21 protein-coding genes, 1 tRNA gene and 2 pseudogenes are annotated in these 25174 nt (G+C 56.2%); 19 read left to right on the forward strand and 5 right to left on the reverse strand.

Features of this window, described 5'->3' with window-relative positions:
- The 13 genes and pseudogenes from AC2FI9_RS20615 to AC2FI9_RS20675 all read left to right on the forward strand — a co-directional run.
- Positions 1 to 1244 (forward strand): adenylate/guanylate cyclase domain-containing protein (locus AC2FI9_RS20615; protein ID WP_496770330.1); only part of this gene is annotated, 1244 nt, incomplete at its 5' end.
- 61 nt (positions 1245 to 1305) lie between these two features.
- Positions 1306 to 1380 (forward strand): annotated as a pseudogene (locus tag AC2FI9_RS20620) (IS6 family transposase); the annotation flags it as partial.
- A 44-nt stretch (positions 1381 to 1424) separates the two neighbouring features.
- Positions 1425 to 1554: pseudogene (locus AC2FI9_RS20625) on the forward strand (integrase); the annotation flags it as partial.
- Between the two features lie 525 nt (positions 1555 to 2079).
- Entirely contained in the window at positions 2080 to 3051 is a 972-nt protein-coding gene (locus AC2FI9_RS20630) for a VOC family protein (RefSeq protein ID WP_481668174.1), read from the forward strand.
- A gap of 14 nt (positions 3052 to 3065) precedes the next feature.
- A complete protein-coding gene (gene mhpA, locus AC2FI9_RS20635; RefSeq protein ID WP_299353562.1) occupies positions 3066 to 4580 on the forward strand; it encodes a bifunctional 3-(3-hydroxy-phenyl)propionate/3-hydroxycinnamic acid hydroxylase MhpA in 1515 nt (504 codons plus the stop codon).
- On the forward strand, positions 4577 to 5557 hold the full coding sequence (locus tag AC2FI9_RS20640; protein WP_299353559.1) for a fumarylacetoacetate hydrolase family protein: 981 nt from the start codon (positions 4577 to 4579) through the stop codon (positions 5555 to 5557). The genes mhpA and AC2FI9_RS20640 overlap by 4 nt, the downstream gene beginning before the upstream one ends.
- A 47-nt stretch (positions 5558 to 5604) precedes the next feature.
- A complete protein-coding gene (locus tag AC2FI9_RS20645) occupies positions 5605 to 6396 on the forward strand; it encodes a DNA-binding transcriptional regulator (protein ID WP_299353557.1) in 792 nt (263 codons plus the stop codon).
- A gap of 132 nt (positions 6397 to 6528) precedes the next feature.
- Positions 6529 to 7542 carry a TRAP transporter substrate-binding protein gene (locus tag AC2FI9_RS20650; RefSeq protein WP_299353554.1) on the forward strand — a complete coding sequence of 338 codons (1014 nt, stop codon included), beginning with the start codon at positions 6529 to 6531 and terminating at the stop codon, positions 7540 to 7542.
- Positions 7543 to 7623: 81 nt separating this feature from the next.
- On the forward strand, positions 7624 to 8169 hold the full coding sequence (locus tag AC2FI9_RS20655) for a TRAP transporter small permease (RefSeq protein ID WP_299353551.1): 546 nt from the start codon (positions 7624 to 7626) through the stop codon (positions 8167 to 8169).
- The gene (locus tag AC2FI9_RS20660; RefSeq protein ID WP_299353548.1) at positions 8169 to 9485 is read left to right on the forward strand and encodes a TRAP transporter large permease; all 1317 of its coding nucleotides are present in this window, start codon (positions 8169 to 8171) and stop codon (positions 9483 to 9485) included. Before AC2FI9_RS20655 ends, AC2FI9_RS20660 begins: the two co-directional genes overlap by 1 nt.
- Positions 9486 to 10171: 686 nt before the next feature.
- Positions 10172 to 10435, forward strand: coding sequence for a DUF3489 domain-containing protein (locus AC2FI9_RS20665; protein ID WP_058279925.1), 264 nt, complete (start codon positions 10172 to 10174; stop codon positions 10433 to 10435).
- Entirely contained in the window at positions 10432 to 10845 is a 414-nt protein-coding gene (locus AC2FI9_RS20670) for a DUF2924 domain-containing protein (RefSeq protein ID WP_496770345.1), read from the forward strand. The genes AC2FI9_RS20665 and AC2FI9_RS20670 overlap by 4 nt, the downstream gene beginning before the upstream one ends.
- Positions 10845 to 12473 (forward strand): recombinase family protein, encoded by a 1629-nt coding sequence (locus AC2FI9_RS20675; RefSeq protein WP_496770347.1) that lies wholly within the window; start codon positions 10845 to 10847, stop codon positions 12471 to 12473. Before AC2FI9_RS20670 ends, AC2FI9_RS20675 begins: the two co-directional genes overlap by 1 nt.
- Before the next feature lie 183 nt (positions 12474 to 12656).
- Here AC2FI9_RS20675 and AC2FI9_RS20680 read toward each other — a convergent pair.
- Positions 12657 to 12731, reverse strand: a tRNA-Gln gene (locus AC2FI9_RS20680).
- Between the two features lie 303 nt (positions 12732 to 13034).
- On the opposite strand from AC2FI9_RS20680, the gene AC2FI9_RS20685 reads away from it, so the two are divergent.
- Complete coding sequence (locus AC2FI9_RS20685; protein WP_496770349.1) at positions 13035 to 13952, forward strand: haloalkane dehalogenase; 918 nt, start codon at positions 13035 to 13037, stop codon at positions 13950 to 13952.
- 1 nt (position 13953) lies between these two features.
- Here the strand turns inward: AC2FI9_RS20685 and AC2FI9_RS20690 are convergent, their stop codons facing one another.
- Positions 13954 to 14475, reverse strand: coding sequence for an SH3 domain-containing protein (locus AC2FI9_RS20690; RefSeq protein ID WP_496725537.1), 522 nt, complete (start codon positions 14473 to 14475; stop codon positions 13954 to 13956).
- A gap of 138 nt (positions 14476 to 14613) precedes the next feature.
- On the opposite strand from AC2FI9_RS20690, the gene AC2FI9_RS20695 reads away from it, so the two are divergent.
- The 5 genes from AC2FI9_RS20695 (at position 14614) to AC2FI9_RS20715 (ending at position 22886) form a co-directional block, all read left to right on the forward strand.
- Complete coding sequence (locus AC2FI9_RS20695; protein WP_496734208.1) at positions 14614 to 15600, forward strand: 2-hydroxyacid dehydrogenase; 987 nt, start codon at positions 14614 to 14616, stop codon at positions 15598 to 15600.
- Positions 15601 to 15667: 67 nt separating this feature from the next.
- On the forward strand, positions 15668 to 17461 hold the full coding sequence (gene ggt, locus AC2FI9_RS20700) for a gamma-glutamyltransferase (RefSeq protein WP_496770351.1): 1794 nt from the start codon (positions 15668 to 15670) through the stop codon (positions 17459 to 17461).
- A gap of 25 nt (positions 17462 to 17486) precedes the next feature.
- Positions 17487 to 18893: an FAD-binding oxidoreductase gene (locus AC2FI9_RS20705; RefSeq protein ID WP_496770353.1), complete on the forward strand. Its 1407-nt coding sequence runs from the start codon at positions 17487 to 17489 to the stop codon at positions 18891 to 18893.
- A gap of 100 nt (positions 18894 to 18993) precedes the next feature.
- On the forward strand, positions 18994 to 20241 hold the full coding sequence (locus AC2FI9_RS20710) for a hypothetical protein (RefSeq protein ID WP_496770355.1): 1248 nt from the start codon (positions 18994 to 18996) through the stop codon (positions 20239 to 20241).
- Positions 20242 to 20378: 137 nt separating this feature from the next.
- Positions 20379 to 22886: a GcvT family protein gene (locus AC2FI9_RS20715; protein ID WP_496770356.1), complete on the forward strand. Its 2508-nt coding sequence runs from the start codon at positions 20379 to 20381 to the stop codon at positions 22884 to 22886.
- Positions 22887 to 22925: 39 nt separating this feature from the next.
- Here AC2FI9_RS20715 and AC2FI9_RS20720 read toward each other — a convergent pair whose 3' ends face one another.
- The 3 genes from AC2FI9_RS20720 to AC2FI9_RS20730 all read right to left on the reverse strand — a co-directional run bounded on the left by AC2FI9_RS20720 (position 22926) and on the right by AC2FI9_RS20730 (position 25047).
- Positions 22926 to 23261 (reverse strand): carboxymuconolactone decarboxylase family protein, encoded by a 336-nt coding sequence (locus tag AC2FI9_RS20720; protein WP_496770358.1) that lies wholly within the window; start codon positions 23259 to 23261, stop codon positions 22926 to 22928.
- A gap of 68 nt (positions 23262 to 23329) precedes the next feature.
- Entirely contained in the window at positions 23330 to 23983 is a 654-nt protein-coding gene (locus AC2FI9_RS20725) for a DUF938 domain-containing protein (RefSeq protein ID WP_496770360.1), read from the reverse strand.
- A complete protein-coding gene (locus AC2FI9_RS20730; RefSeq protein WP_496770362.1) occupies positions 23980 to 25047 on the reverse strand; it encodes an NAD(P)/FAD-dependent oxidoreductase in 1068 nt (355 codons plus the stop codon). Before AC2FI9_RS20730 ends, AC2FI9_RS20725 begins: the two co-directional genes overlap by 4 nt.
- Between the last annotated feature and the right edge of the window lie 127 nt (positions 25048 to 25174).

Here is a 25174-nt window from a genome sequence, read left to right on the forward strand (position 1 = left end):
TTGGCGGTTACGATGAGCCAGAAACCCTCTCTTATCAAATCTACTTAAACTGTCCCATTGGTGCTGACGTCAGACACTTCGGTGCCCAACCTACGCTCGGGCTTATAGTGCCGGAAGATGAGTTTATCGGAGAAATAAAACGAAACACGACCCGTGCCATGCAAATCGGCGTACTTGCTTTGTTTCTGGCTGTCGCATTTACCTTTGTTGTCGCCCGACTGTTGAGCAAAAATCTTGTACGCGTGGCCACGGAAGCGAGAAAAGTCAGTAACTTTGAACTAAGTGAGAACTTGAACCTGAAATCAAATATTCAGGAAGTCGCCGAACTCGAAACAGCCATTGCAAGTATGAAGGCTGGATTGTCGAGTTTCGGTGCGTTCGTACCAAAGGAGCTGGTGCGCTCTATCCTTTCAAAAGCAGAGAGAATTAGCGTTGGGGGAGAAACGCGCGACGTGACTCTTATGTTCGCCGATCTCAAAGGGTTTACGCGCCAAACCGAGGGACTTGAACCCGAAGTTCTGATGCCTGCTTTGTCCGAGTATTTCGAAACAATGGAAAAAGAGATATCCGGTAATCAGGGTACAGTGGACAAGTACATTGGAGATGCCATCATGGCTCTATGGAATGCTCCGCTCGATGATACTGATCACCCTGTCCATGCTTGCCGAGCAGCTTTGGCGTGTTTACAGGCTGAGGCGATACTCAATTCTGATAACGGAGCCTTACCGTTTCGTCCCTTGCACACACGTTTCGGCCTACACACGGGTCGCGTAGTTGTCGGTAACGTTGGGTCTCTCTCAAGATTGCAATACACTGCGCTTGGTGCTGCCGTTAATTTTGCTTCCAGACTGGAAGGGTTGAATAAAGTTTACGGCACAAGAATTCTCGTATCGTCAGATGTGGCCGTTCATGTCGAGAACAAGTTTGTGCTGCGCGAAATTGACTTTGTCGTGCCTGCTGGAACTAGCTTCCCTAGCCGCATCTTTGAACTAATCGCGGAAAAAGATGATGACGGTGGTTTTCTGGTGAGCGCAGCCAAGAAACGCGAACTCGAAGAATGGAGCTCATGCTACGCCTTATATCAGTCGGGAGAATGGGGTGATGCATTGGACGCGCTGGAAAGGCATCGAGAAACCGCTTCCAACAAGCAGCTTGTGGATATCTTTGCCAAAAGATGCAAAAGGTTTGCGTCTAAACCACCGGCCTCTGATTGGGATGGCATTTACTGGTTCGAGAAGAAATGAATGAGAGGTCGGTCGTGTCAGAACAACTTTGCTTGAGCGGGGCAGGACGGTTGCGTAACTTTTGTCCATGACCAGACCTGCCTCCTTCAAGTACTTCAAAACCAGTCCCGAGATAATCCGCCTTGCGGTGATGCTGTCAAACTGGCGCCAAAACCATGGAGAAGGGCGTTGGTTGATCGCATTTACCAGCGCACCTAACCTTCGGGCCGTCCAGCTTCTGCTCGGACATACAAAAGTAGATAGCACGGTTAGGTATCTTGGAATCGAACTCGACGATGCATTGAGCATTGCAGAGAAGATCGATCTTTGAGGATTTGGCAGACGGCAGCAGCCGTCCGTCATCTCAACTTAAACCGAGTGTTCAAACGTCTAGACGCGAACGGCCGCTCCTCTGGATAGCAGACCTTATTCCTTTTGCGTTCGATGACCTACTTGCGGGACAAAACGGTCATTCGCAAAACCGTGCCTTCTGTCGCCATAGGCCCATTCACGACCTTATGAACTCTGTCAAACGCTGTGGTGCAGTTTCACAAGAGCAGCCGTTCATGCATCGTGCAGCATCCATTGCCAGAGAACAGCGGACGCGTGGGCAAATTGGTCCGTTTCGGCGGCAGCATGTCCACGCCCCAATCCAGCGTGGTGTCAGAAACCGGAAATGATCCATTTTTTCGGATCAAGGCTGCGTGCAAAGATGCAATCTGCGCAAAAAACAACGCTGTTTTCAAAGGCGCTCCACGAGCACACCTTGTCCGCCTGGCGGACACTGAGCCGGACAGAAGTTCTCTCCGGTACCGTCTCTTTCTAGTTTGGTTGCGCAGCTGTGGAAGGAAATGAAATGCCAATTCAATCTTTGGGCTATCTTGGTGTGCGATCCGACCGGACGGATGACTGGAAGCAATTCGCAAGTAAAGTACTTGCCATGCAACTCGCTGATCACGGCGGGCGCCAACTTTCTTTCCGGATGGATGATTTGGTGCAGCGCCTGGTGATATCCGATGAACCCGGCGAAACGCTTGCCTTCATCGGCTGGGAACTTTCGCAGAAATCAGACCTGCAAGATTACGCCGCCCGGCTGGACAATGCGGGACATAAGGTTGGGCAGGGAAGCCGTGAATTGGCAGACCGCAGGTTTGTCGAAGACCTGATCGTATTTCACGATCCTGCGGGAAACCGGATCGAACTGGTGTGGAACCCACAAAAAGCCGAAGACCCCTTTACGCCGGGGCGGCCGATCGACGGCTTTAAAACCGGCCCGCTTGGAATGGGGCATGCGGTGTTGCACGTGCCCGATGCGACGGCTCTATTACCGTTCTATCGCGATGTGCTGGGATTTGCCGTCAGTGACTATGGTCTGAAACCAGTGCCGCTCTACTTTTTCCACGTCAACGGGCGTCATCACAGCTTTGCCATAGTTGGCTCGGGCAATTCGGGGTTTCACCACTTCATGGTCGAATATCACAACCTTGATGACGTTGGTCAGGGTTATGACCTAGCCTGCCAGGAAGAGGATGGCATTGCCTATACGCTGGGGCGCCATACCAATGACTACATGACCAGCTTCTACGCCAACAGCCCCTCGGGTTTCTTTGTCGAAAACGGATGGGGTGGGCGCGTGATCGACCCCGCGACCTGGGAGCCACATGAAACAAAGTGCGGCCCCAGTTTCTGGGGTCACGACCGTCTTTACTTGTCCGAGTCAGGGCGGGAACCTTTTGTCGACATGCGGCTCAAGGCCGCTGAGGACGGGTTGCGCGCGCCGCCCGTAGTCGATTGCCCATGGCTATATGAAACCCGTGGGCGTGGCTGAGAGAGGGGAACCTGATGGCACAGATTACCAAACATTTTGATGTCGCCATTGTCGGCTATGGGCCAACTGGTGCGACGCTGGCCAATCTGCTCGCCGAATGCGGTGTGAGTGTGGCTGTCATCGAGCGCGAGGCGGCGATTTATCATCTCCCCCGGGCTGTGCACTTTGACGGTGAAACCATGCGGGTTTTTCAGGCCGCAGGCGTAGCCGAGCAGCTGAATGAAAAAGTGCGGGTCAATCCGGGTATGCGCTTTGTCGATCAACAAAGAAATCTGCTGATGGACTGGCCCCGTCCGCAAGGGATTGGACCGCAGGGGTGGCATTCAAGTTATCGCCTTCACCAACCTGACCTTGAGAAGCTGTTGCGTGACAAACTGACCAGCCGCGACACTGCGATGATTCTGACAGAAACTGAGGTTGTTAGCGTCGAGGATCAGGGCGAAGAGGTTACTTTGTACTGTCGCAAAGCTGGCGACGAGCACAGCACAATGGTTAAGGCCAATTTCGTTGTCGGCTGTGACGGTGCTCGATCTTTGCTGCGTGAAGCCATCGGTTCTGGCATGGACGATCTGGGGTTTGACGAACGTTGGTTGGTCGTGGACCTATTGCTTAAGAGGGACCGCCCCGATCTGGGTGATCACACGGTTCAGTTCAGCAACCCTGATCGTCCAATGACCTATTGCCGAAGCCCGGAAAACCGGCGGCGGTGGGAAATCACGGTTCTAGATGACGAAACCGACGACGAGGTTTTGCAAACCGCGCGCATATGGGATTTTCTTGCGCCCTGGATTGGCCCCGAGGATGCGGATCTGGAACGGAGCGCGGTCTACACGTTTCGATCTGCAATCGCGCAGAACTGGCGCAAAGGTCGATTGATGATCGCCGGAGATGCCGCACATCTGACACCGCCTTTTATGGGTCAAGGCATGTGCGCGGGGATCCGTGACGCCGCCAATCTGGCGTGGAAACTGGCGCTTTGCGTCAATGGCGAAACCGGAATTGACTTGCTGGACAGCTATCAAGCCGAGCGCGCGCCCCACGTGCGCACGTTCATCGAAACGGCGGTGCGCTTAGGTGGTTTGATCAATACGATGGATCGCGACACCGCGCTGGCACGAACAGAAGCTGATTGCGACGGAAAGGCTCGCATGGAGTTCACCTCGCCCCCACTTGGTCGCAGTGATTTGGCCAGCCTCGTGGTTGGCAACACGCCGCACACCGGGCACCTGTTCAGCCAGCCGACACTCAGTGACGGTCAGCGGCTTGATGATGCCATCGGGTATGCACCAGTGCTTGTGGTGCGTCACAAACTGCCCCGTGATGTCGTGCCAGCCATGCGCGTTCTTGATGGAGAAGCGCATCCTGCCTTTGCAGATGCGTTGGACGAAATTGGGGCAAATGCCGTTCTGCTGCGCCCTGACCGATACATCGCCGCTAGCGCCATGACTCAGACAGACATCAAAGCAATTGCAGCTATGAGCCTGCCAACCCCTTACAAAACCATCATAGAAAGAGAGCCCGTAAAATGAAACTTGCTTCCCTGAAAACTGGCGGGCGCGACGGCACGCTGGTCGTTGTGTCCCGTGATCTTTCCCGTTTGACTTTGGCCACATCCGTGGCACCCACACTGCGCGAAGCGATCGAAGACTGGCAGACCGCCGAGCCTGCCCTGCGCAACCTTGAAAAACAACTCGAGGACGGCGTCGTCGATTCCATGTCGTATGATCCGGCGGCACTGGCCTCACCGTTGCCGCGAGCGTTCCAGTGGGCGGACGGTAGCGCCTATCTCAGCCATATGCGGCTTGTACGCAAGGCGCGCGGCGTTGACATGCCTGCAAATTCGGAATCCGACCCGTTGCTCTATCAAGGTGGTGGCGACGGGTTTCTTGGACCGGTCGACCCAATCCCCTGCGTCGATACCGATTGGGGTCTGGATTTCGAGGGCGAAATTGCCGTGGTCACAGATGACGTGCCGATGGGATGCACGGCCAAGCAGGCCAGATCGCATATCAAACTGATCATGCTGTGCAACGATGTAAGCCTGCGCCATGTCATGCGCCCAGAACTGGTTAAAGGATTTGGCTTCTTCCAGTCGAAACCCGCAAGTTCCTTCTCGCCCGTGTGCGTAACCCCCGACGAGCTGGGAGAGGCCTGGACTGGTGGGCGCATCAACCTGTCACTAGTCACGACTTACAACGGTGACGAATTCGGATGCGTCGACGCGGGCGCGGATCTGAACTTTGAGTTTCCCGAGCTGATCGCCCACGCCGCGCGTACCCGCGACCTATCGGCCGGCACGATCATCGGGTCGGGCACTGTCAGCAATGAAAACCACCAAGAGGTGGGTTCATCCTGTCTGGCTGAAAAGCGTATGATTGAAACAATTCGCGATGGCGAGCCGACAACCCGGTTCATGCAACCCGGCGACACAATCCGGTTCGAGATGCTGGACCACGACGGCACCAGCGTGTTCGGCGCTATTGACCAGTCGGTTGTGGCCGGGTGAAACTGCATCATGGGCGGACAGAACGCCCCCCTGATCGTGATGGATAAATGGCGGCAAACTCTGAAACTGTCCGCGCGCTTGCGCGTGGATTGAATATCCTGCGATATCTCAACCGGGCCGGCGCAACCCGTCCGGGTGAAATCGCGTCAGAGCTGGGTTTGCCTCGCCCAACGGTTTATCGCTTGCTGCACACGCTGGAAGAAGAGGGCTATGTCCTCTGTTCCGCCAGCGATGCCCGGGTGCGTGTGTCGCCTTTGGCCGCGGCATTGGGAGACAATGTGTCGGTGCGCTCGCGCCTTTGTCAGGTGGCGGCACCAGTTATGGCGGAATTCACCGAAACCCACGCCTGGCCAGCCGATCTTTCCACCTATGAAGACGCCCATATGGTGATCCAGGAATCGACCCATGGCCGCAGCCCGTTGTCGGTGGACCCAGGGATGGTCGGCTTTTCCCTGCCCATTCTGCGCTCGTCAGCGGGGCGGGCCTATCTTTCGGTCTGTGGTTCGCGCGAGCTGGAGATGATTATCGAGTTATTGCGCGCCGAAAACCTTCCCGAAGACATGCCGTTCCTCAGAAAAAGATGGCTGGAGGAAAACCTGACGATCTATGCCGAACAGGGATACGCCACCCGTGGCCCACACACATTCAGGCCCAAAACATCCAGCCTGGCCGTGCCTATCCTAACTGATGATCGCGCGGTCGGCTGCTTGTCGATTATCTGGGTCACCAAGGCCATGAACATGGATCAGGCGATCAAGCGTTATGCCGACGCTTTGCAGTTTGCTGCGGCGAACATCGCCACCGAATATGAAACCCTTGAAATTTCGGGTCGGCCTTAACGGCGTCTGTGGGCATATGGCGCGCTTCAAAACGCTAAGTGTCCGCCACGCGGACAGCTGGACGCAAGAGCATATTTTTTTTGTGCTCTGAAGCGCTAGAATTTCGCCAAGAAATGGGAGGAAACACACATCATGAAACATACTTTGATCACAGGTCTTGCCGCCGGCGCGATGTCGATTGCATCCATGGCAGCGCAGGCCGCTGACACCACACTGACGATTTCGTCTTGGGCCCCGCCAACGCATGGCGTCAACGCCATGATCTGGCCTGAGCTAACCAAAATGATCGAAGAGGCCACCGACGGGCGGGTCAGTGCCGAAGTCAAATATGGTCTGGGCAGCCCTCCGGCGCAATTCGACCTGGTGCTTGACGGTGCGGCCGATATCACCTGGATCTTCCACGGCTATTCGCCTGGCCGCTTCGTGTCGACGAAAATGATCGAACTTCCGGGCTACGAGGGTAACGCCGAGGCCGCGTCGGTCGCAAGCTGGCGGGCGTATGACACATTCTTTGCCGATTTGAATGAGCACAAGGGCGTCAAGGTTCTGGCGATGATGACCCATGGCCCGGGCGTACTGCATTCGAACGTGCAGATCACCGCGCTTGAAGACATTTCTGGAATGAAGTTGCGACTAGGTGGCGGCGTGTCTGGCGATGTCGGGGCTGCACTGGGGGCAACGGGCATCCGTGTGCCCGCTCCAAAAGTCTATGAAACATTGGAATCGAATGCCGCAGACGGTGTGATGATGCCGATGGAGGCGAAGAAGAGCTTCAAACTGTTCGAAGTTGCCAAAAACTCTTACGAAGTTCCGGGCGGGTTCTATCGTGGATCTTTCGCCATCATCATGAACCAGGACACATTCGACAGGCTGTCTGATGCCGATCGCGCTGCACTGGATAAGGTATTTGGCGAAAACTTGTCACGCGCTGCGGGCAAAGCCTGGGACCAGATCGATGCGGCTGGCATCGAATCGCTGCACGCGAATTCCGACAATGCACTGACACAGGCCTCGGCTGACGATGCGGCCAAGTGGCAGGCACTTACAGGACCGCTGATTGAAAAGGTCCTCTCCGAGGTCAGTGCAAAGGGCGTCGATGCAGTTGCCGCGCATGCCTTTATCGTCGAGCAGATGTCCGCCGAGTGACCTGACCGCACGTTCAGCGTTTCAAAACACCAACAACAAGGCCCTTCATTGGGCCTTGTTTCATACAGTGGACCCACCATCATGACTGAACAAGATGACCAAACCTCAAATCCAGCGCAAAACTGGGACATGTCGCTGCGACAAACAAGTCCCTGGCGCTATATCGCCGTTGCCCCGACATGGTTTGCGGCCGGTATCTTGTTCCTGTTGATGTCGATGACATTTGCAGATGTCGTTTTGCGCAGCCTGTTTGGCAACCCGATTGAATCGGCAACCGAATTAACGCGACTGTTCATGGCCATCATCGTGTTTTCGTCTCTGCCTATCGTCAGTTGGAAAGGCGCGAACATCGTGGTTGATCTTATGGACCCGCTATTTTCCCGTCGCCTTGCGGCCCTGCGCGACTTTGTAATTGATCTTGCGTGCGGAATCTTTCTGTTGTGGCCCGCAAAGCGGGTCTGGGAACTTGCCGAACGTGCGCGCGAATACGGCGATGTCAGCGAATACCTCAACCTACCACAACACTATGTCGGTTGGTTCATCTCCGTTTTCACCCTTGTCACTGCAATCACCTTCATTGCCCGTGCCGTCGCGCGAGTAATTTCCCCAACAAAGGCAAACTTCTGATGCTGTTTTCCATCCTTGGCCTGGCTGCGGTCCTTTTCCTTGTGTTCCTGCGGATGCCGATTGCGATAGCAATGGGGTTTGTGGGGTTTGTCGGCTATGCTGAACTGCGCGGGTTTCGTGCCTCGATTTCTATGGTCGGTCGGTTGATCATAGACACCGCACAGGACTACGGGCTGTCGGTTGTCCCACTGTTCATCCTGATGGGGCTTTTCGTGAATAAGGGCGGACTGTCGCGCGAATTGTATCAGGTATCTTACGCCTTTATGGGTCACTTTCGAGGTGGGCTGGCAATGGCGACAATCGTTGCTTGTGCCGGATTTTCGGCCATCTGCGGCTCGTCCCTGGCGACTGCTGCCACGATGTCAAAAGTCGCGATGCCTCAAATGCGCAAATACAATTATGCTGACAGCCTGTCGACGGCATCCATCGCCGCCGGGGGCACGTTGGGGATTCTTATACCGCCCTCTGTCATTCTTGTTATCTATGGTTTGCTGACCGAAACCAGCATCGGAAAATTGTTCATCGCCGGTATCATCCCGGGATTGCTCGGGGTCGTTCTTTACCTTGCGGCAGTGCGCTACACGATCCTGCGCAACCCAGAGGCCGGCCCCGCCGGGGATCGCGCGAGCTGGGTTGATCGTGCCAAGGCTTTGAAAGGCGTGTGGGCGGTACTTCTGTTGTTCTTCATTGTAATCGGCGGGTTGTACGGAGTTTTGGACTTCTGGCCACTGAATTTGACATTTTCCCCGACCGAGGCGGCAGGTATGGGCGCGGCAGGAGCCTTTCTGATCGCTTTTTCGCGGCGCAGACTCAGCTTTGCTGCAACGATGCAGGTCTTGATCGAAACCGCCCAGACGACCGCCGCTCTGTTTACTGTTCTGATCGGCGCCTGGGTGTTTTCAAACTTTGTGAACCTTGCCGGCCTGCCGGAAGCGCTGCGCGCCACGGTTTCCTCTGCGGGTCTGGGGCCAATGACGGTAATGCTGATGATCCTTGGCGTCTATGTCATCCTCGGATGTGTTTTCGAAAGCCTTTCGATGCTATTGCTGACTGTGCCGATCTTTTTTCCACTGGTCACGAGCCTAGGCTTTGATCCGGTCTGGTTCGGCATCATTGTTGTCGTCGTCACCGAAATCAGCCTGATTACACCACCGGTCGGATTGAATGTCTTTGTCCTCAAAGGCGTTGTTGGGAACGTGTCGACAGCAACGATCTTCAAAGGCGTCACGCCATTCTGGGTCGTCGACATCATCCGCTTGGCCGTGTTGGTACTTGTACCAACACTGGTGCTGTTCCTGCCAAACTCTATGCACTAGCGAGTGGTGCCTCCCAAAAGGACGCTAACCAACTCTCTGATATGGCGTGTTAAAACGTACGGCTCGCGGCGTTCGGCGCTCAACGAACCTAGTTAGAGATTGGTTAGCCTTCCAACATCTGTTTTGCGAAATTCAATTGAGGTTACAGCACGGGCTATTCCTCAGCTCCGACAAAGGTCCTGCATTTCTCGCCTTCACTGCAATGCATTCGGCAGCGATCTCTGCTGAAAGAGAGAAGTACGAGAACCTTGGTGCGTTCCGCGCGACTGACATTTTCAGTGCCGGATTGCCGGAATTGCAGCCAAAGATTGCATAGTCGCCCAGTCAAACACCGGTGGCGGGACAATTTCTGAGGGCGTAACGAACGGCAGCTTTTCTTTCTGCAGTGTGGCTGATGGTCTCGGTAAGCGGGAGTTGCAGCACCTGCGAGCGTCGGCGTTGACTATGTCTACTCCGGGCTCGGGGCTGACATCCGAGCATTTTACTCAGATGACTGCTTAAGAGCGGAAAGCAGACACAGAAGCCTGTGCCCTGCGATCTAGTGAGGCGAGAACATTTTTTACAACTGGACTGGACTTCCTGGCGGTTCAGAGCGGTACTGTCTGTGTCGCATTCGCCCGGGATCACCGGGCTCCACTCAGTACGGGGCGAGGGATGGACCTTTGCTCGCAGAGTGGAGAAACACGATGACTACACGAAATGCGGTAGCGCAAAGTTCGGCCAGAACCACAAAGTTTGGCAAAAAGCTGACCCGTCATAAGCAGCTTCACAGAATGCTCACGCGGAAATCCGGCGTCACAATCGCACAACTTCAAAAGACCTTCGGTTGGCAGGCGCATACGGCACGCGCCGCGATATCCGCGCAGCGCAAAGCCGGATGCGTTGTGGACAGACTGGAGACAGACAAGGGATCGGTTTACCGAATTGTCGAGGCGCAGAGCACCCAATGAAAGTGGAGCAAAACGAAAAGGTATCGATCCTGATATCAGAGATCGCCGCCCTTGATCGCGCTGCGTGCCTCGACCGATGGCGTGAGGCCTTCGGTCGCTTGCCCCCAAAGTATCTTTCGCCACAGTTCATGAAGCGGGTGCTGATCTGGGATATGCAAAACAAAACGCTGGGCAGTGTGTCAGCGAAAACCACCCGACGCCTGAAGCAGATTGCGGCTGGGAAAGTGTTGCCCACGACCGCCAGGCCTGGGTCTCATCTGGTCCGGGAGTGGAACGGACAGACCTATCAGGTCGAAGTCACTGAAGGCGGGTACGTCATGGATGGTAGAACGTGGCGTTCCCTGTCAGCCATCGCAAAGCACATTACCGGAGCGCATTGGTCAGGCCCGCGCTTCTTCGGGCTTCAATGATGCGACGTATCCGCTGCGCCATTTACACGAGGAAAAGCTCGGAGGAGGGGCTGGAGCAGGATTTCAATTCGCTGGATGCCCAGCGGGAAGCCTGTGAAGCTTACATCTCCAGCCAGAAGCACGAGGGATGGGAGCTTCTGCTGGATTGTTATGACGATGGCGGTATCTCGGGCGGTCATCTTGACCGCCCTGCGCTACGGCGGCTGATGCAGGCTGTAGAAGAAAATCGTGTTGACCAGATTGTTGTCTACAAGATCGATCGGCTGACTCGTTCGCTGGCGGACTTCGCGAAACTGGTCGAACGTCTCGACGCAGCCGACGCATCGTTTGTGTCCGTTACTCAGTCCTTCAATACGTCTACCAGTATGGGGCGCCTGACACTCAACGTGCTGTTGAGCTTCGCTCAGTTCGAACGGGAAGTCACCGCTGAACGCATCCGGGACAAGATCGCAGCTTCAAAGCGTAAGGGCCTTTGGATGGGCGGGAATGTTCCGCTTGGCTATCAGGCTGACGGCCGGACGCTCAAAATCGATGAAGAAGAAGCTGAGGTCATCAAGGCGCTCTACGAACTCTATCTGGAGCATCGGAGCATTCTTGATGTGAAAGAGCAGGCTGAGGCACTGGGTCTCCGTTCGCGCCGTCGGGAGCGCCCGGGCGGACGCGTGGCAGGCGGTAAGTGCTTTGACCGCGGACACATCCATCATTTGCTCAGTAATCCGATCTATTCTGGCCGCATCCGACACAAGGGTCAGGTTTATGAGGGGCAGCACCCTGCCATCATCGCCCCGGAAATTTGGACCCACGTGCAACAGCTATTGACGGATGGCGCAGTAAGGGAGCGCGGCGTAAAACAGAAAGCAAAGCGATCAGTGCTGGCCGGAAAGCTCTTTGATGAGACCGGAGATCGGCTGACACCCAGTCATAGTCGCAAAAATGGGAAGCGTTTGCGTTACTACATCTCCGGACGTCTGGTGACTGATCGCAGTAAGAAGCATTCTGATGCCTGGCGGCTGCCTGCAGAGCAGCTTGAAAACCTTCTGACCGAAGTGGTCAGACAGCATCTGAGCCGACCGAATGCCGTGACATTAATGGCGCAGGATATGCCAGCAGCCAAAATTACTTCGGCAACGGAGCTTCTCAGAGATTGCCAGTCCGCCAGGAAATACCTCGGTCTGATTTTGCGGGCAGATTTGCAACAGGGGTCTCTGAGGGTGCAACTGGATCTCCAGGCACTGGCACAGATGATTGAGTGCAGGGTAGATCAGGTCGATGCCAGGGAGCTAACGATCGAAGCGCCATTCCGGATGCGCCGCAGAGGCGTGGAGCTGAAACTGCATCTTGGCGATTCACCGCCTGAGATCGATCAAACACTTGTCCGCAACGTCGTTAAGGCGCGCCGGTGGTTGGCGATGATTATTGATGGCAGAACGTTCTCAGAAATTGCGGAGACAGAGGGCACTTCCAAACGACGAGTTCAGGATGTGGTCGATCTGGCCACGCTGGCGCCTGACGTCCTGGAGGCCATCGCTGCAGGCGAACAACCTGACGGCCTGACCACGGATTACCTGATCAAGTCCGGCTTCCCTGCTATCTGGTCAGATCAGCACAAACAGTTCGCTGCGCTCTGATCTGCAGACTCTCCCAAAGTTACCAAACTCGTACCGCCGGAATCGCGAACTGAGACTGCGGCCCGAAATCGACCATTGTTGCGCATAAACTCGGGTCTCAGCTGGAATAGCCGGATGATAACCTGCTGAAAGCAAGCGATAATATGCGGCCAAATATTCAGTGCGTGATTTTAGGGAAAATCATGGCTGGGGTGGTAGGATTCGAACCTACGGTACACTGTACCAAAAACAGTTGCCTTACCACTTGGCTACACCCCAACGGTGAGGCGCTGTCTACGATTGTTGATCGGTGGGTTCAAGACCTTTCGGGTAAAAAAATGAGTGCGGATTAAAAAAAATCTGAAGGCGCTAATCGAAGATCTGAGAGTGGCTTGTTTTCATAGGTAAGGTGTTCGATCTTGCTGAGATCGGGTCGTCGGAAAGCACTGCAGAATGTATGCGGAATGAGTAGCCCATTGGCCTGATCTTACGGCGGGGTTTTGAAATCCAGTGTTTTGCGAAGAGCTGGATGCGCGCATTGATGGCAGGGCGCTAAGATTGGAAACTCTGAAAGGGAAGAGAATGAAGTTTCTACGTACTCCAGACACCCGGTTTGACGGGCTCTCAGAATACCCGTTTGCACCGAATTACGCGCAGGTGGATGACACCGAAGGCGGCCAGTTGCGGATGCATTATGTGGATGAAGGGCCAGCCGAGGCTGATCCCGTATTGATGATGCATGGCGAGCCAAGCTGGTCCTACCTTTACCGCCACATGATTGCGGGATTCGTCGCGCAGGGACATCGCGCGGTTGCGCCAGACCTGATTGGGTTCGGACGATCCGACAAACCAACTGAACGAAGTGACTACACTTATGAACGCCACGTGGCTTGGATGGGTGATTGGCTGCGCAAGGTGGACCTGCGCAACATCACTCTGGTTTGCCAGGACTGGGGCGGGTTGATCGGGCTGCGGTTATGGGCAGAGATGCCCGACAGGTTCGCGCGCATAGTGATTGCCAACACGGCGCTGCCAACTGGCGATCAGCCAATGGGCGCAGCGTTTGAGAACTGGCGCAGGTTTAGCCAAGAGGTCCCGGTATTTCCGGCCGGTGGAATTCTGAAAGGCGGAACTGTATCGTCACTGTCCGAAGACGTTATCGCGGCCTATGATGCGCCTTTTCCAGATGAAAGTTACAAGGCCGGGGCGCGGCAGTTCCCTATGCTAGTGCCAGCGACGCCTGATGATCCGTCCTCGGGTCCGAACCGGCAGGCGTGGGAGGTGATCCGAGGGCTTCAGACACCTGTCCTCACTGCTTTCGGGGCCGATGATCTGGTCATGGCGGGGATTGATGCGGTGTTCCAGAAACTGTGCCCGGGGGCCGCAGGGCAGCCTCATGTTATCTTGCCGAATGCGGGGCATTTCTTGCAAGAAGACGTTGGTCCGGAACTGGTCAAGCTGACCTGCGATTTCATCGCGCGCACACCCCTATCCGACTAGGTTATTCTCGGATTTCGGCAGGGTCGACGCCCCAGAGGTTCGTTTTCTGCGCCCAGCCGCGATACCCGCCCGCAGAAATCTGGCACCAGTCCAGCGAACAACTTCCCAGGCGCGCCACAACGCCCGTTTCAAACTGTGCGCTGATCGGCGCATTTGCATCGGGGCTTGTGTAAACGGTCAGCAATTCGGCGTCGACCAACACAGTTCGAACACCGGACAACAGGGCATAGTGGACCCATCCTCCGGCTCCGTCGCGGTCCTGAACTCTGCGCCAGTTTCCGTATTCTGCCGTTATCTGCAGTGGCATGCCGCGCCGTTTGAAAACCCAATCGATTCGGTGAGTCAGGGATGGGCCGCGGCGCACATTGCCCTCAGCAGCTTTCATCGAAACGAACCGTGGGAGGGGCAGGTTGGTGACTTGGCCACGCTTGTCCTGCGCGCTGGCAGCCAAGCCACCAAACACCGTCAGGAAAACAGCGAATGCCGCCGAAACAAGGCGTTTTACGGGTAGAAAACCACTCACTTACTGTCTGCTCTTGTGCCTGTTGATCTTGCTTCGAAAAAAGGTCGACTCAATGCCTATGGGGTTCTTGTGCCCCGCCTTATCCTGCGCCACGATGACATGGCGCGCGAAGGTTTGCAAAGCAGTGGGAGTGCAGAGGTGTCAAGAGAACGTCTGAGTGTTGTCGTTACGCGACGGTTGCCCGAGGCGGTTGAAACCCGGTTGAGCGAATTGTTCGATGTGCAATTGCGCGACGATGACAACCCGATGACCCGTGAAGAACTGGTGGAGGCCGTGAAAACCGCCGATGTTCTGGTGCCAACCGTGACCGATACGATCGACGGTGGCCTTTTGGGGCAAGCGGGTGAAAACCTGCGCTTGATCGCGAATTATGGGGCAGGGGTCGACAATATCGATGTCTCGACCGCGCGTCAGAGGGGCATTCTGGTGTCGAACACCCCGGGGGTTCTGACCGACGATACCGCTGATATGACCATGGCGCTGATTCTCGCTGTGACCCGTCGAATTCCCGAGGGTCTGTCTGTCATGCAAAAGGGCGATTGGACCGGGTGGGCGCCGAATGCCTTGTTGGGCGGACGTATCGGCGGGCGGCGTTTGGGCGTTCTTGGCATGGGGCGTATCGGCCAGGCCGTGGCCCGCCGTGCCAGCGCATTTGGAATGCAAGTACATTACCACAACCGTCGCAGGCTTCGCCCCGAGATCGAACAAGAGATGGAAGCGACCTACTGGGAAAGCCTCGATCAGATGGTGGCGCGAATGGATGTGATTTCGGTCCATTGCCCGTCGACACCGTCTACCTTCCATTTGATGAATGCACGGCGGCTGAAATTGATGAAGCCGACAGCCGTTATCGTGAATACCTCAAGGGGTGAGGTGATCGACGAAAACGCTCTGACACGCCGGATACGCTCGGGCGAAATCGCCGGCGCGGGCCTGGATGTTTATGAGCACGGGACGGATGTGAATCCAAGATTGCGACAGTTGCCGAACGTTGTTCTGCTGCCCCACATGGGGTCGGCCACGTTAGAGGGTCGGATCGAAATGGGTGAGAAAGTTATTATTAATATCAAGACCTTCGAAGACGGTCACCGCCCACCGGATCAGGTAGTCCCCGCAATGCTTTGATCAGGTGTTTCCCGTGTTTTGATGCGGGCGGTGCCAATTTACACACGCATATTTTCAGGAGGATACGATGAAACGAAGTCTGATTTCGGGAGTTTTGCTGTCGGCGGTTGTGCTGGCAGGACCATTGACTGCTCAGGAAACGGCGGATGCCGTTGCGCCCGAAGGCGCGTCCGAGGGGCAGGTGCAAGGCCTGACCGAAGAGGTGATCGCTGCGCTTGAGGCCAAGATGGCAGGGCAGCCGGTCACATCTGAAAACTGGATGGTCGCTGCTGCGAATCCATTGGCGGTTGAAGCAGGCGCAAAGGTTTTGCGCGCTGGCGGGTCGGCGGCTGATGCAATGGTCACCGTTCAGGTTGTGCTGGGGTTGGTCGAACCGCAATCGTCGGGCCTTGGTGGCGGTGCATTTTTGGTTTGGTATGACGCTGCATCGGGCAAGCTGACGACATTGGATGGGCGTGAAACGGCCCCGCTTGAGGCGAACCACAGGCTGTTCCATGACGAAAACGGCGAACCGCTGAAGTTCTTTGATGCGGTTGTCGGCGGATTGTCAGTGGGCACACCCGGGACACCGGCCTTGCTGGAAGAGGCACACCGGCGCTGGGGCCGCAGTCCCTGGCCAAGCCTGTTTACCGATGGCATCGCGTTGGCGAACGACGGCTTCCTGGTATCTCCGCGCCTTGCTGGCCTGGTCGAAAAGGATGCCGAACGCCTGTCGCGCTTTCCTGCAACCGCAGAATATTTCTTGCCCGACGGTAAGCCGCTTGAGCAGGGGCAACGCCTGACCAACCCGGCCTATGCCGAAACTCTGCGTATTTTGGCCGACGAAGGCTCGGCTGGCTTTTATGGTGGTGAAGTTGCCGCTGGCATCGTCAGCACCGTACGCAACGCCGAAGGCAACCCGGGCGTTCTGTCGGGAATTGATCTGGCGCTGTATCAGGTGATCGAGCGTGAACCAGTGTGCGCAACCTATCGCGCCTATGAGGTCTGCGGCATGGGCCCGCCATCGTCAGGCGCGCTGACCGTCGGGCAGATATTGGGCATGCTGGACGGCTATGATCTGGCTGCAATGGGCCCCGAAGACACCAATGCATGGCGCCTGATCGGTGATGCCTCTCGTCTGGCTTTTGCCGACCGCGGTCGCTACATGGCCGATCATGATTTTGTTCCCATGCCCACACAGGGCTTGGTTGATCCATCTTATCTGTCCGACCGTGGCGCTCTGTTAGGCGGAGAAGCCGCCCTGACAGAGGTCGCACCGGGTAACCCCGAGTTCGATCATGCGTCGAATTGGGCTGACGATGTCTCGATCGAGTTACCCTCAACCTCGCATATCTCGATCGTTGATCAGTACGGAAACGTCCTGTCGATGACGACGACGATTGAGAACGGGTTCGGTTCACGACTGATGACAAACGGGTTTCTGCTAAACAACGAATTGACGGACTTCTCGTTTAAAACGCACAGTGACGGTGTTCCAATTGCCAACCGGTTGGAGCCTGGCAAACGCCCACGTTCGTCGATGAGCCCGACAATTGTGATGCAGGACGGCGCGCCTGTTCTGGCCATCGGATCGCCGGGCGGTAGCCGTATCATCGGCTATGTTGCCAAGTCGATCATCGCCTGGGCGGATTGGGACATGGATGTGCAACAGGCCCTGTCGCTACCGCACCTAGTCAACCGTTTTGGCACCTATGACGTGGAAGAAGGAACCGCGGCCGAAGGGTTCTCGGATGCGTTGATTGAGCTGGGTTTTGAAGTGAACCCGCGCGACCTGACCTCAGGTCTGCATGCGATTGAGATCGGGGATGTGCTGGTCGGCGGTGCTGATCCGCGTCGTGAAGGTATCGCGCTGGGCGAATAGCCCGGCGTTTTAAAAGGGGAAGACCATGGTGCAGGCAGTTGCTTTGCCGCGAAACGAAGTGGGGATCGAGGCGGCTGTCGGCATCCTGAAGCAGAAATTTGGTGACCGGTTGCAAACCGGTCAGGCAATCCGCGAACAGCATGGTCACACGACCACCTGGATCGAAAACCAAACCCCGGACGCCGTGGTTTTTCCGTGCTCAACGCAGGAGGTATCCGAGATCGTCAAAACCTGCGCCACGCACAAGGTACCGGTGATTGCATTTGGCACGGGTACGTCTTTGGAGGGTCACGTGAACGCCCCTGCTGGTGGTATCTCGGTTGACCTGACCCAGATGAATAAGGTGCTGGCTGTGAACCCTGGTGATCTGGATTGCGTCGTACAACCGGGTGTGACGCGCGAAGACCTGAATACCCATTTGCGGGATCAGGGCTTGTTCTTTCCGATTGACCCCGGCGCGAATGCTTCGATGGGTGGAATGGCGGCGACGCGGGCGTCCGGAACCAATGCGGTTCGCTATGGCACGATGAAGGACAATGTCCTTAGTCTTGAGGCGGTCATGCCGGATGGGCAGATTATCCGAACCGGGCACCGGGCCAAGAAATCCTCGGCCGGTTACGACCTGACCCGACTGTTGATTGGGGCCGAAGGGACTTTGGGCATCATCACCGAGCTTACCTTGCGCCTGCAGGGCATCCCCGAGGCGATCACCTCGGCCCGTTGTTCATTTCCGTCGGTGGATGCGGCCTGTCAGGCCGTCATGATGACGATCCAGTACGGTGTTCCGGTGGCGCGGATCGAGCTGCTGGATGAAATGTCGGTCAAGGCCGCCAACGCCTATTCCGGGCTGAGCCTGCCTGAAACGCCATTGCTCTTGCTCGAGTTCCACGGATCGGAAAACGGTGCGGTCGAGCAGTCCGATACCTTCAACCAGATCGCGGAAGAGTTCGGCGGCACCGATTTCGCGGCGACCTCAACGACTGAGGAACGCAATAAACTCTGGCAGGCCCGGCATGATATGTACTGGGCTTCCTTGCAACTGCGTCCGGGCGCGCGAGGAATCTCCACCGACGTCTGCGTTCCGATCTCGCGTTTGGCAGAGTGCGTCACAGCGACTCAGGACAAAGCGCGTGAGCTAGGGCTGATGGCCCCAGTGGTGGGGCATGTCGGGGATGGCAACTTTCATTCCTTGCTTCTGATCGACATGGAAAACGCGGACGAGGTCAGCAAAGCTGACGAATTCGTCGGGTGGCTGAATGATCTGGCTATTTCGATGGAAGGCACGTGCACGGGCGAACATGGGATCGGACAGGGCAAACAGCCCTATCTGGTCAAAGAGCTTGGGCCAGCCGTCACGTATATGACTGCTATCAAAAAGGCGCTGGACCCCGACAACATCATGAACCCAGGAAAGATTCTGCCGAACGAATAAAATTGACCCATCCTTGGGAATTTCGCTTCAAAGCCACAAGGGTGCCCGATTCTGCCGCTATCCATTGCGAAAACAAGCAGTAATTGAATTTGAGGTCATAATGGGCGCGCTAAGGTTCATTGGGTTTGCGTTGATAGTTGGTCTGGTCGTTGCGGGCCTAGATTATTTTCAGCAGGACAAAAAATCGGACGGTACGCTTTCGCTTAGCGGATATTTTGAAACCATCTCGGTGCGGTTCGATCAAAGCCAAAAAGAGCGGGAAGTGAAACAAGCGGCGCGAGAACGTCAAAAGTTGTGGAATGCCGGTGCAAAGTCCTTTCTTCCGAACCCCCCAGAGGGTTGGGCGCAATATGCCTTGACCGAGCCCGACACCAAGGCAGTCTCCAGAGTTCTTTCAGAGTTGCGGCCAGTGCCCCTTGTCAGTTCGATCAGCGGGCCAGCCGAATTGCTGCAGCTCAACGCTGCCGGCAAAGACGGCGCGCTTCGAAAGCTGGATGAGACAGGCACTGTTTACGCAAAAGAAGGTGAACTGATCTGGCTTGATATCACCCTCAAACCACAAGCAGCACGAAACACTTTGGCCGGATTAGCGCTGAGTGCGCAGGATGCGTTTCTGGATGGGATGAAGGCCGAACAAGGGTATGCGATGATTGACGGCGTCGCTTTCATCGAAACAACCGGAAATTTGCTGGATGATACCAAAAAGACCAACTATCGCGCGTTCACAGGCCGTATCGGCTTTGATCAAGAGGTTGTAATCCGCCTTCATGCAGATGCCAGCGATGCGACGATCCGAGAGTTTCTTGGCCGCGTCGATTACGCAGGCTTGAACGCGTTGCTGCCGCATCCGGCCCTGATTGTCGGCAAGGGAATCGAAGTTCCCCTGATCCGGCAGCCCGAAATAGCGGATGAAATGCACGATCTTTACGAAACGATGCAAATCGCGCAGCTAAGGTTGGGTCAGGAAAAGCTGGAAAATCTGGATGCGGCGGCTTTGGTGGCGAACACGCTAAGTAGTTCGGGCTTCAACTCTGAAGGCGTCATGGACATCACCAACGGCGAAGTCTTCGAAAATCAGGAACTGTCGCAATTATCTTACATTCGCACCCAGAACCTGCTGCTTGAATCTGCGCTGAGCGAGGCGGAAACCGAAGTGGCCAGCACAGGTGGTATCGGCGGGTTCATTAAGGGATTGATGGGCAAAGTGGCCCACGCCGATGCAAAAGCGGAGGAACCCCAGCCTCAGGTTGCTCCATCGGGTGAGGTTAAAGTCAGGAAGGGTGGTTTGGGCAAATCATCCTGTGCAACGTTGGGCAGTAGCAAACGGTGCTCTGTCGGGGGCAACTGAAACCTTTCACCTGAAAAATCGACGCTCTGCGCCATGCACGGGTCGTTTTCTTTATATCACTGGTCGGATGAATGTCGCGCCGGGGCATTCAAATGCGCCATATGGTGTCAACTGAATTCAAGGGGAGACGCCCGGTAATGAAAACCCAAGTCAAAGCACTGGTCGTTGGCGGTGGTGCCGTCGGCACTTCGATTGCATATCACTTGGCCAAGGCAGGCTGGGACGATGTGATGTTGATTGAGCGGGACGAGCTGACTTCCGGCTCGACATGGCACGCAGCAGGGCTGTTGCCGCTGTTCAACATGTCCTATGCAACGACACACATCCACAAGTACTCGGTCGACTTCTACAAGCAGCTTGAGGAAGAGACCGGCCTGAACGCAGGCTTTGCCGTCGTTGGCAACCTGCGCATGGCACAAACGCAAGAGCGCATGGATGAATACATGCTCTATGCGTCCACCGCTGAAACTTGTGATGTCGCCTACGAATGGCTGACGCCCGAGCAGATCAAGGAACGCTGGCCGCTGATTGAGACATCGGACCTGAAGGGTGCGATCTATCACACCGAAGACGGCTACATTAACCCTGCAGATGTGACGCAGGCGATGGCTAAGGGTGCCCGTCAGCGTGGCGTTGATATTGTTCGCAAGATGCAGGCCGATGCCTTCCACTGGAACGGCACTCACTGGGAAGTGACCTGCACCAAGATGGTCGAGAAGGGCGGCAACCTCATCCCGTCTGACGAGCAAGTTGTGATTACCGCCGAGCACGTCGTGACTGCATCAGGCAACCACGCGCAGCGCACCGCCAAGATGCTGGGCATCAAGATGCCCGCGATCCCGGTCGAGCATACCTTTATCGTCATGGACAAGGACCCCGAGCTGGTCAAATGGCGTGAAGCGGGCAACCCCGAACACCCAGTTGTCCGTGATGCCGACAACGAATCTTACGCGCGTGAGGAACGTGGCGGCTGGATTCTGGGTATTTATGAACACGGCGCACCAGCGCAGTTCGAACATGGCGTGCCGGACAGTTTCCGCGCTGACCTGTTCCCGCTGGATCTGGACCGGATTGCCGATCAGTACATGGCGATGGCCGAACGTGTGCCGTCCTGCGCCGAATCCGGCCTGAAGGACGACTTCAACGGCCCGATCTGCTACACCCCGGATGGCAACCCACTGGTTGGTCCGGCACCGGGTCTGCGTAACATGTGGCTGGCTGAAGGTTTCTCGTTTGGCATCACCGCGGCAGGCGGCACCGGCTATTACCTGGCGCAGATGATGGTGGATGGCGAAGCCGAGATCGACATGGCGTCGCTGGACCCCAAACGTTACTCGTCGAACTGGATGACCACCGAGTTTGCAGCGCGCAAGAATGAAGAGTGCTATGAGCACGTCTACATCCTGCACCACCCCGATGAAGAACGTGCTGCCTGCCGTCCGCTGCGGACTGTTCCGGCCTATGACCGTCAGAAAGCGCGTGGCGCACAGTTTGGCTGGGTCAATGGATGGGAGCGCCCGAACTATTTCGGTCCACTGGATGCACCCGAAAACTTCGACCATGACGCCCGCTCATTCCGTCGCGGTGGCTGGTGGCAGTACGCAGTCGAAGAAGCCAAAGCGATCCGCGAAGGCGTTGGCCTGATCGACGCATCGGCCTTCACCAAGCATGTCGTCAAAGGACCCGGTGCGACGCAATTCTTGGATTGGTTCACCTGCAACAAGCTGCCCAAGGTCGGTCGTATCAACCTGACCTACGCGCTGACCTCGCACGGCACCACCCGCACCGAGTACACCATCGTCCGCAATGGCGAGAACAACTACTACATCGTCTCTGCAGGTGCCTGGACCGAGTACGACGCGGACTATCTGCGCAAGGCGGCTGAGGACAAGATGGAGGAGTTCGGCTACATCGAGATCCAGGACGTGACCACCCAGTGGGGCGTTTTCGCTATCGCCGGACCCAAATCGCGTGACGTTTTGAAAGAGGTCATCAAGGACGCCGATCCGGAAACCGCATTGTCCAACAAGCGCTTCCCGTGGTTGTCGGCCCGTCAGATCGAACTGGGCATGTGCCCGGTCAACGCGATCCGCGTGGCCTATACCGGCGAGCTGGGTTGGGAACTGCACCACCCGATCGAGATGCAGAACTACCTGTTCGACCTGCTGGAAAAAACCGGTGAAAAGCACGGTATGAAGCTGGTCGGTGCGCGCGCTCAGAACTGGCTGCGTCAGGAGAAATCCTATCGCGCCTTTGGCACTGAACTGGGCCGCGACGCGACCCCGCTGGAAGCCGACCTGCCGCGTTTTGTTGATCTGTCGAAAGATTTCTACGGCAAGGACAAGCTGGAAGAGACCGGTGTGCGCGTGAAGTGCTGCACCCTTCTGATCGACGGGCCGGACGATGCCGACCCATGGGGCCGCGAGGCGCTGTACACACCGGAAGGTGAACGCGTGGGTCGTTTGACCTCGGGCGGATACTCGGTCGCGTTCGAGAAATCCATCGGCATGGGCTACGTAAAGCCCGATCTGGCGGTCGAAGGCACTAAGCTAAAGGTCAAGATTCAGGATAAACTGTGGGATGCGGTCGTGACCTGCGACAGTCCCTACGATCCGAAAAACGAAACCATCCGCAAGGACGGTTGATCAAAAAAGGGCCCCGGAGATCTCCGGGGCCCTTTTTTGTCACGCGGAAAGCTCGTCAAAGCATTCCAGCGCCTTGGCCGCATACATCATCGATGGCCCACCGCCCATCTGGATGGCGATGGCGAGCACCTCTGACACTTCTTCGCGGCTTGCTCCGGTATTGATCAGAGCTTCGGTGTGTAGCGTTATGCATGGTTCGCAGCGGGCAGCGATGGACATACCCAAAGCGATCAGTTCTTTGGTTCTGTAATCCAGCGAGCCGCCCTCTTTGACGGATTTTCCAAGCGCACCGAATGCACGGGCGGTATCAGGTATCGCAGCGTTTAGGATGCGCAAATTGTTGCGGGTATCCGAGAGCTTGTCTTGCCAGTTCATTTGTGGGCTTCCTTTAAACATATCACCTTGTGAATATGTTCATGGAAACTGCCTGACTTTGATCTTGATCAGACTGAAGGTCTTTCAGCGATAAATGCCAGGTTGTTTGCTGGCATTTCAACAGCATCGGTTAAACTCAATTGAACTCGACGCAGCAGGTCCAAAATATCGGCGTCATCCTTGTATCCAATGTCCGGGTCTTGTTGGCTCAACGCAGCATGAAAGTTCTGGTCTCCGGTACTGGTCAATCGGCCTGCGCGCATGAATGGCCCATAGAGGATTAGCCGACCGCCCGGGTTCAGCGCCAGCGCGGCCTCGGTCACCAAGGTTTCCACCTCCGACCAACTGATCAGATGCAGCAAGTTGATCAAGAGGATCAGGTCATTTGCCCCGTGAACAGTATGCCAACCGGGTTGGACCGCATCGAGTTCTATCGCAGGGACTATGTTTTCTACGCCTTCGGCATATGCGTCGATTGAAGCGCGTCGTTCAGGTTCAACCTCACTGGGTTGCCAATCCAGACCGGTCAGTCGATTGGCAAAGACCGCGACGTGTTGCCCCGTACCGCTCGCCAATTCCAACGCGCGACCTGACGATGGGCCAAACCGCGCCAGCAGATCACAAAGCGCATCGGCATTCCTGCTGGCCGCCGGAGCGACCAATTTTTGCCCATCGGATACCGTCGCCACGCTGGCATTTGCAGGGAGTTTGCGTTTTGTCATCCACGTAGTCTTCCCGGTCTGAGGGCCGAAACGCTGGCCGCCTCCAGTTCTGAACGAACACCAGTCGTCAAATCCGCCACCAGTTGCGAGGCCGCCGGTGCTGTTTGAAAGCCGTATCCGCCTTGGGCGGCCGACCAAATAAACGTAGGCTCAGCAGGGTCGGGGCCCAGAACCAGAGTACCATCCGGCGCAAAGCTGCGAAGCCCGGCCCAGTTCGCCTCGACCCTTGTGACCGGTTCGGTCACCATCGCTTCGTACCTCGCCAGTCCTTCGGCTAACACCATGTCGTCCGCATAGGCATCATGGGGAAAGGTGGGATCAGCCTCGCAAGGTGAAACGATCAGCTTTCCGGCATCCGGTTTCGCATACCAGCCTTCGCCAGCACCCAACATCAAAGGCCAACCTGTCACGCCATGACCAGCCGGGGCGGGAATACGTGCCACTGATCGTCGGCGTGGTTCTATACCGATCGGTGTAACGCCGGCCATCATAGCGATCTCATCCACCCACGCGCCTGCGGCATTTACAAGGGCCTTAGCCTCGAAAGCGTCTGCCGCCTCGACAACCCAATGACCAACTTTGGTGATACGTTTTACCTTTTGGCGGGTCAGCACCAGACCGCCGTTGGCCCTAATCACACGAGCGAAATCCTGCATCATCCGGTCGGTATCAATGTCAAAAGCAAAACTGCTGGCGGCGGCAAATCCAACAGTCTGAGGGTTCAGTATCGGAATTCGCGAAATGGCCTCTTCAACCGAGATTTCTGACAGACGAAGGTCAGCTTGATCCTGAAGAAACGCGTCTCGTTGATCATGCCCGGCGATCAGCATCAACCCGCGCGGCGACAGATAGCCATTCGACCTCAGATAAGCTTCGCTCGCTGCATTCAGGGTCTTCACGGAAGGTGGTCCATACCCCTTTTCGAACAACGCCGCCGACCGGCCAGAGGTGTGATATCCCAGCGCGTCTTCGCCTTCGAGCACGACGACATGTCCATGTTCAGACAAACGCGCACCTGCGCTTAACCCGGCGATGCCGCCGCCGATGACCAGGAAATCGATCATGTCAGTAACTCCGCCCCGGGATCACCCCAAAACGGGTGGATTTGAGATCTGCTTTCATTCATGCGCTAAGCTTCGCATGCGTAACACTATTGGAAAAGAGGCGTAATTTCCGCAATGTAAACTTGAA

The sequence above is a fragment of the Ruegeria sp. CDSA246 genome, from assembly GCF_059611225.1.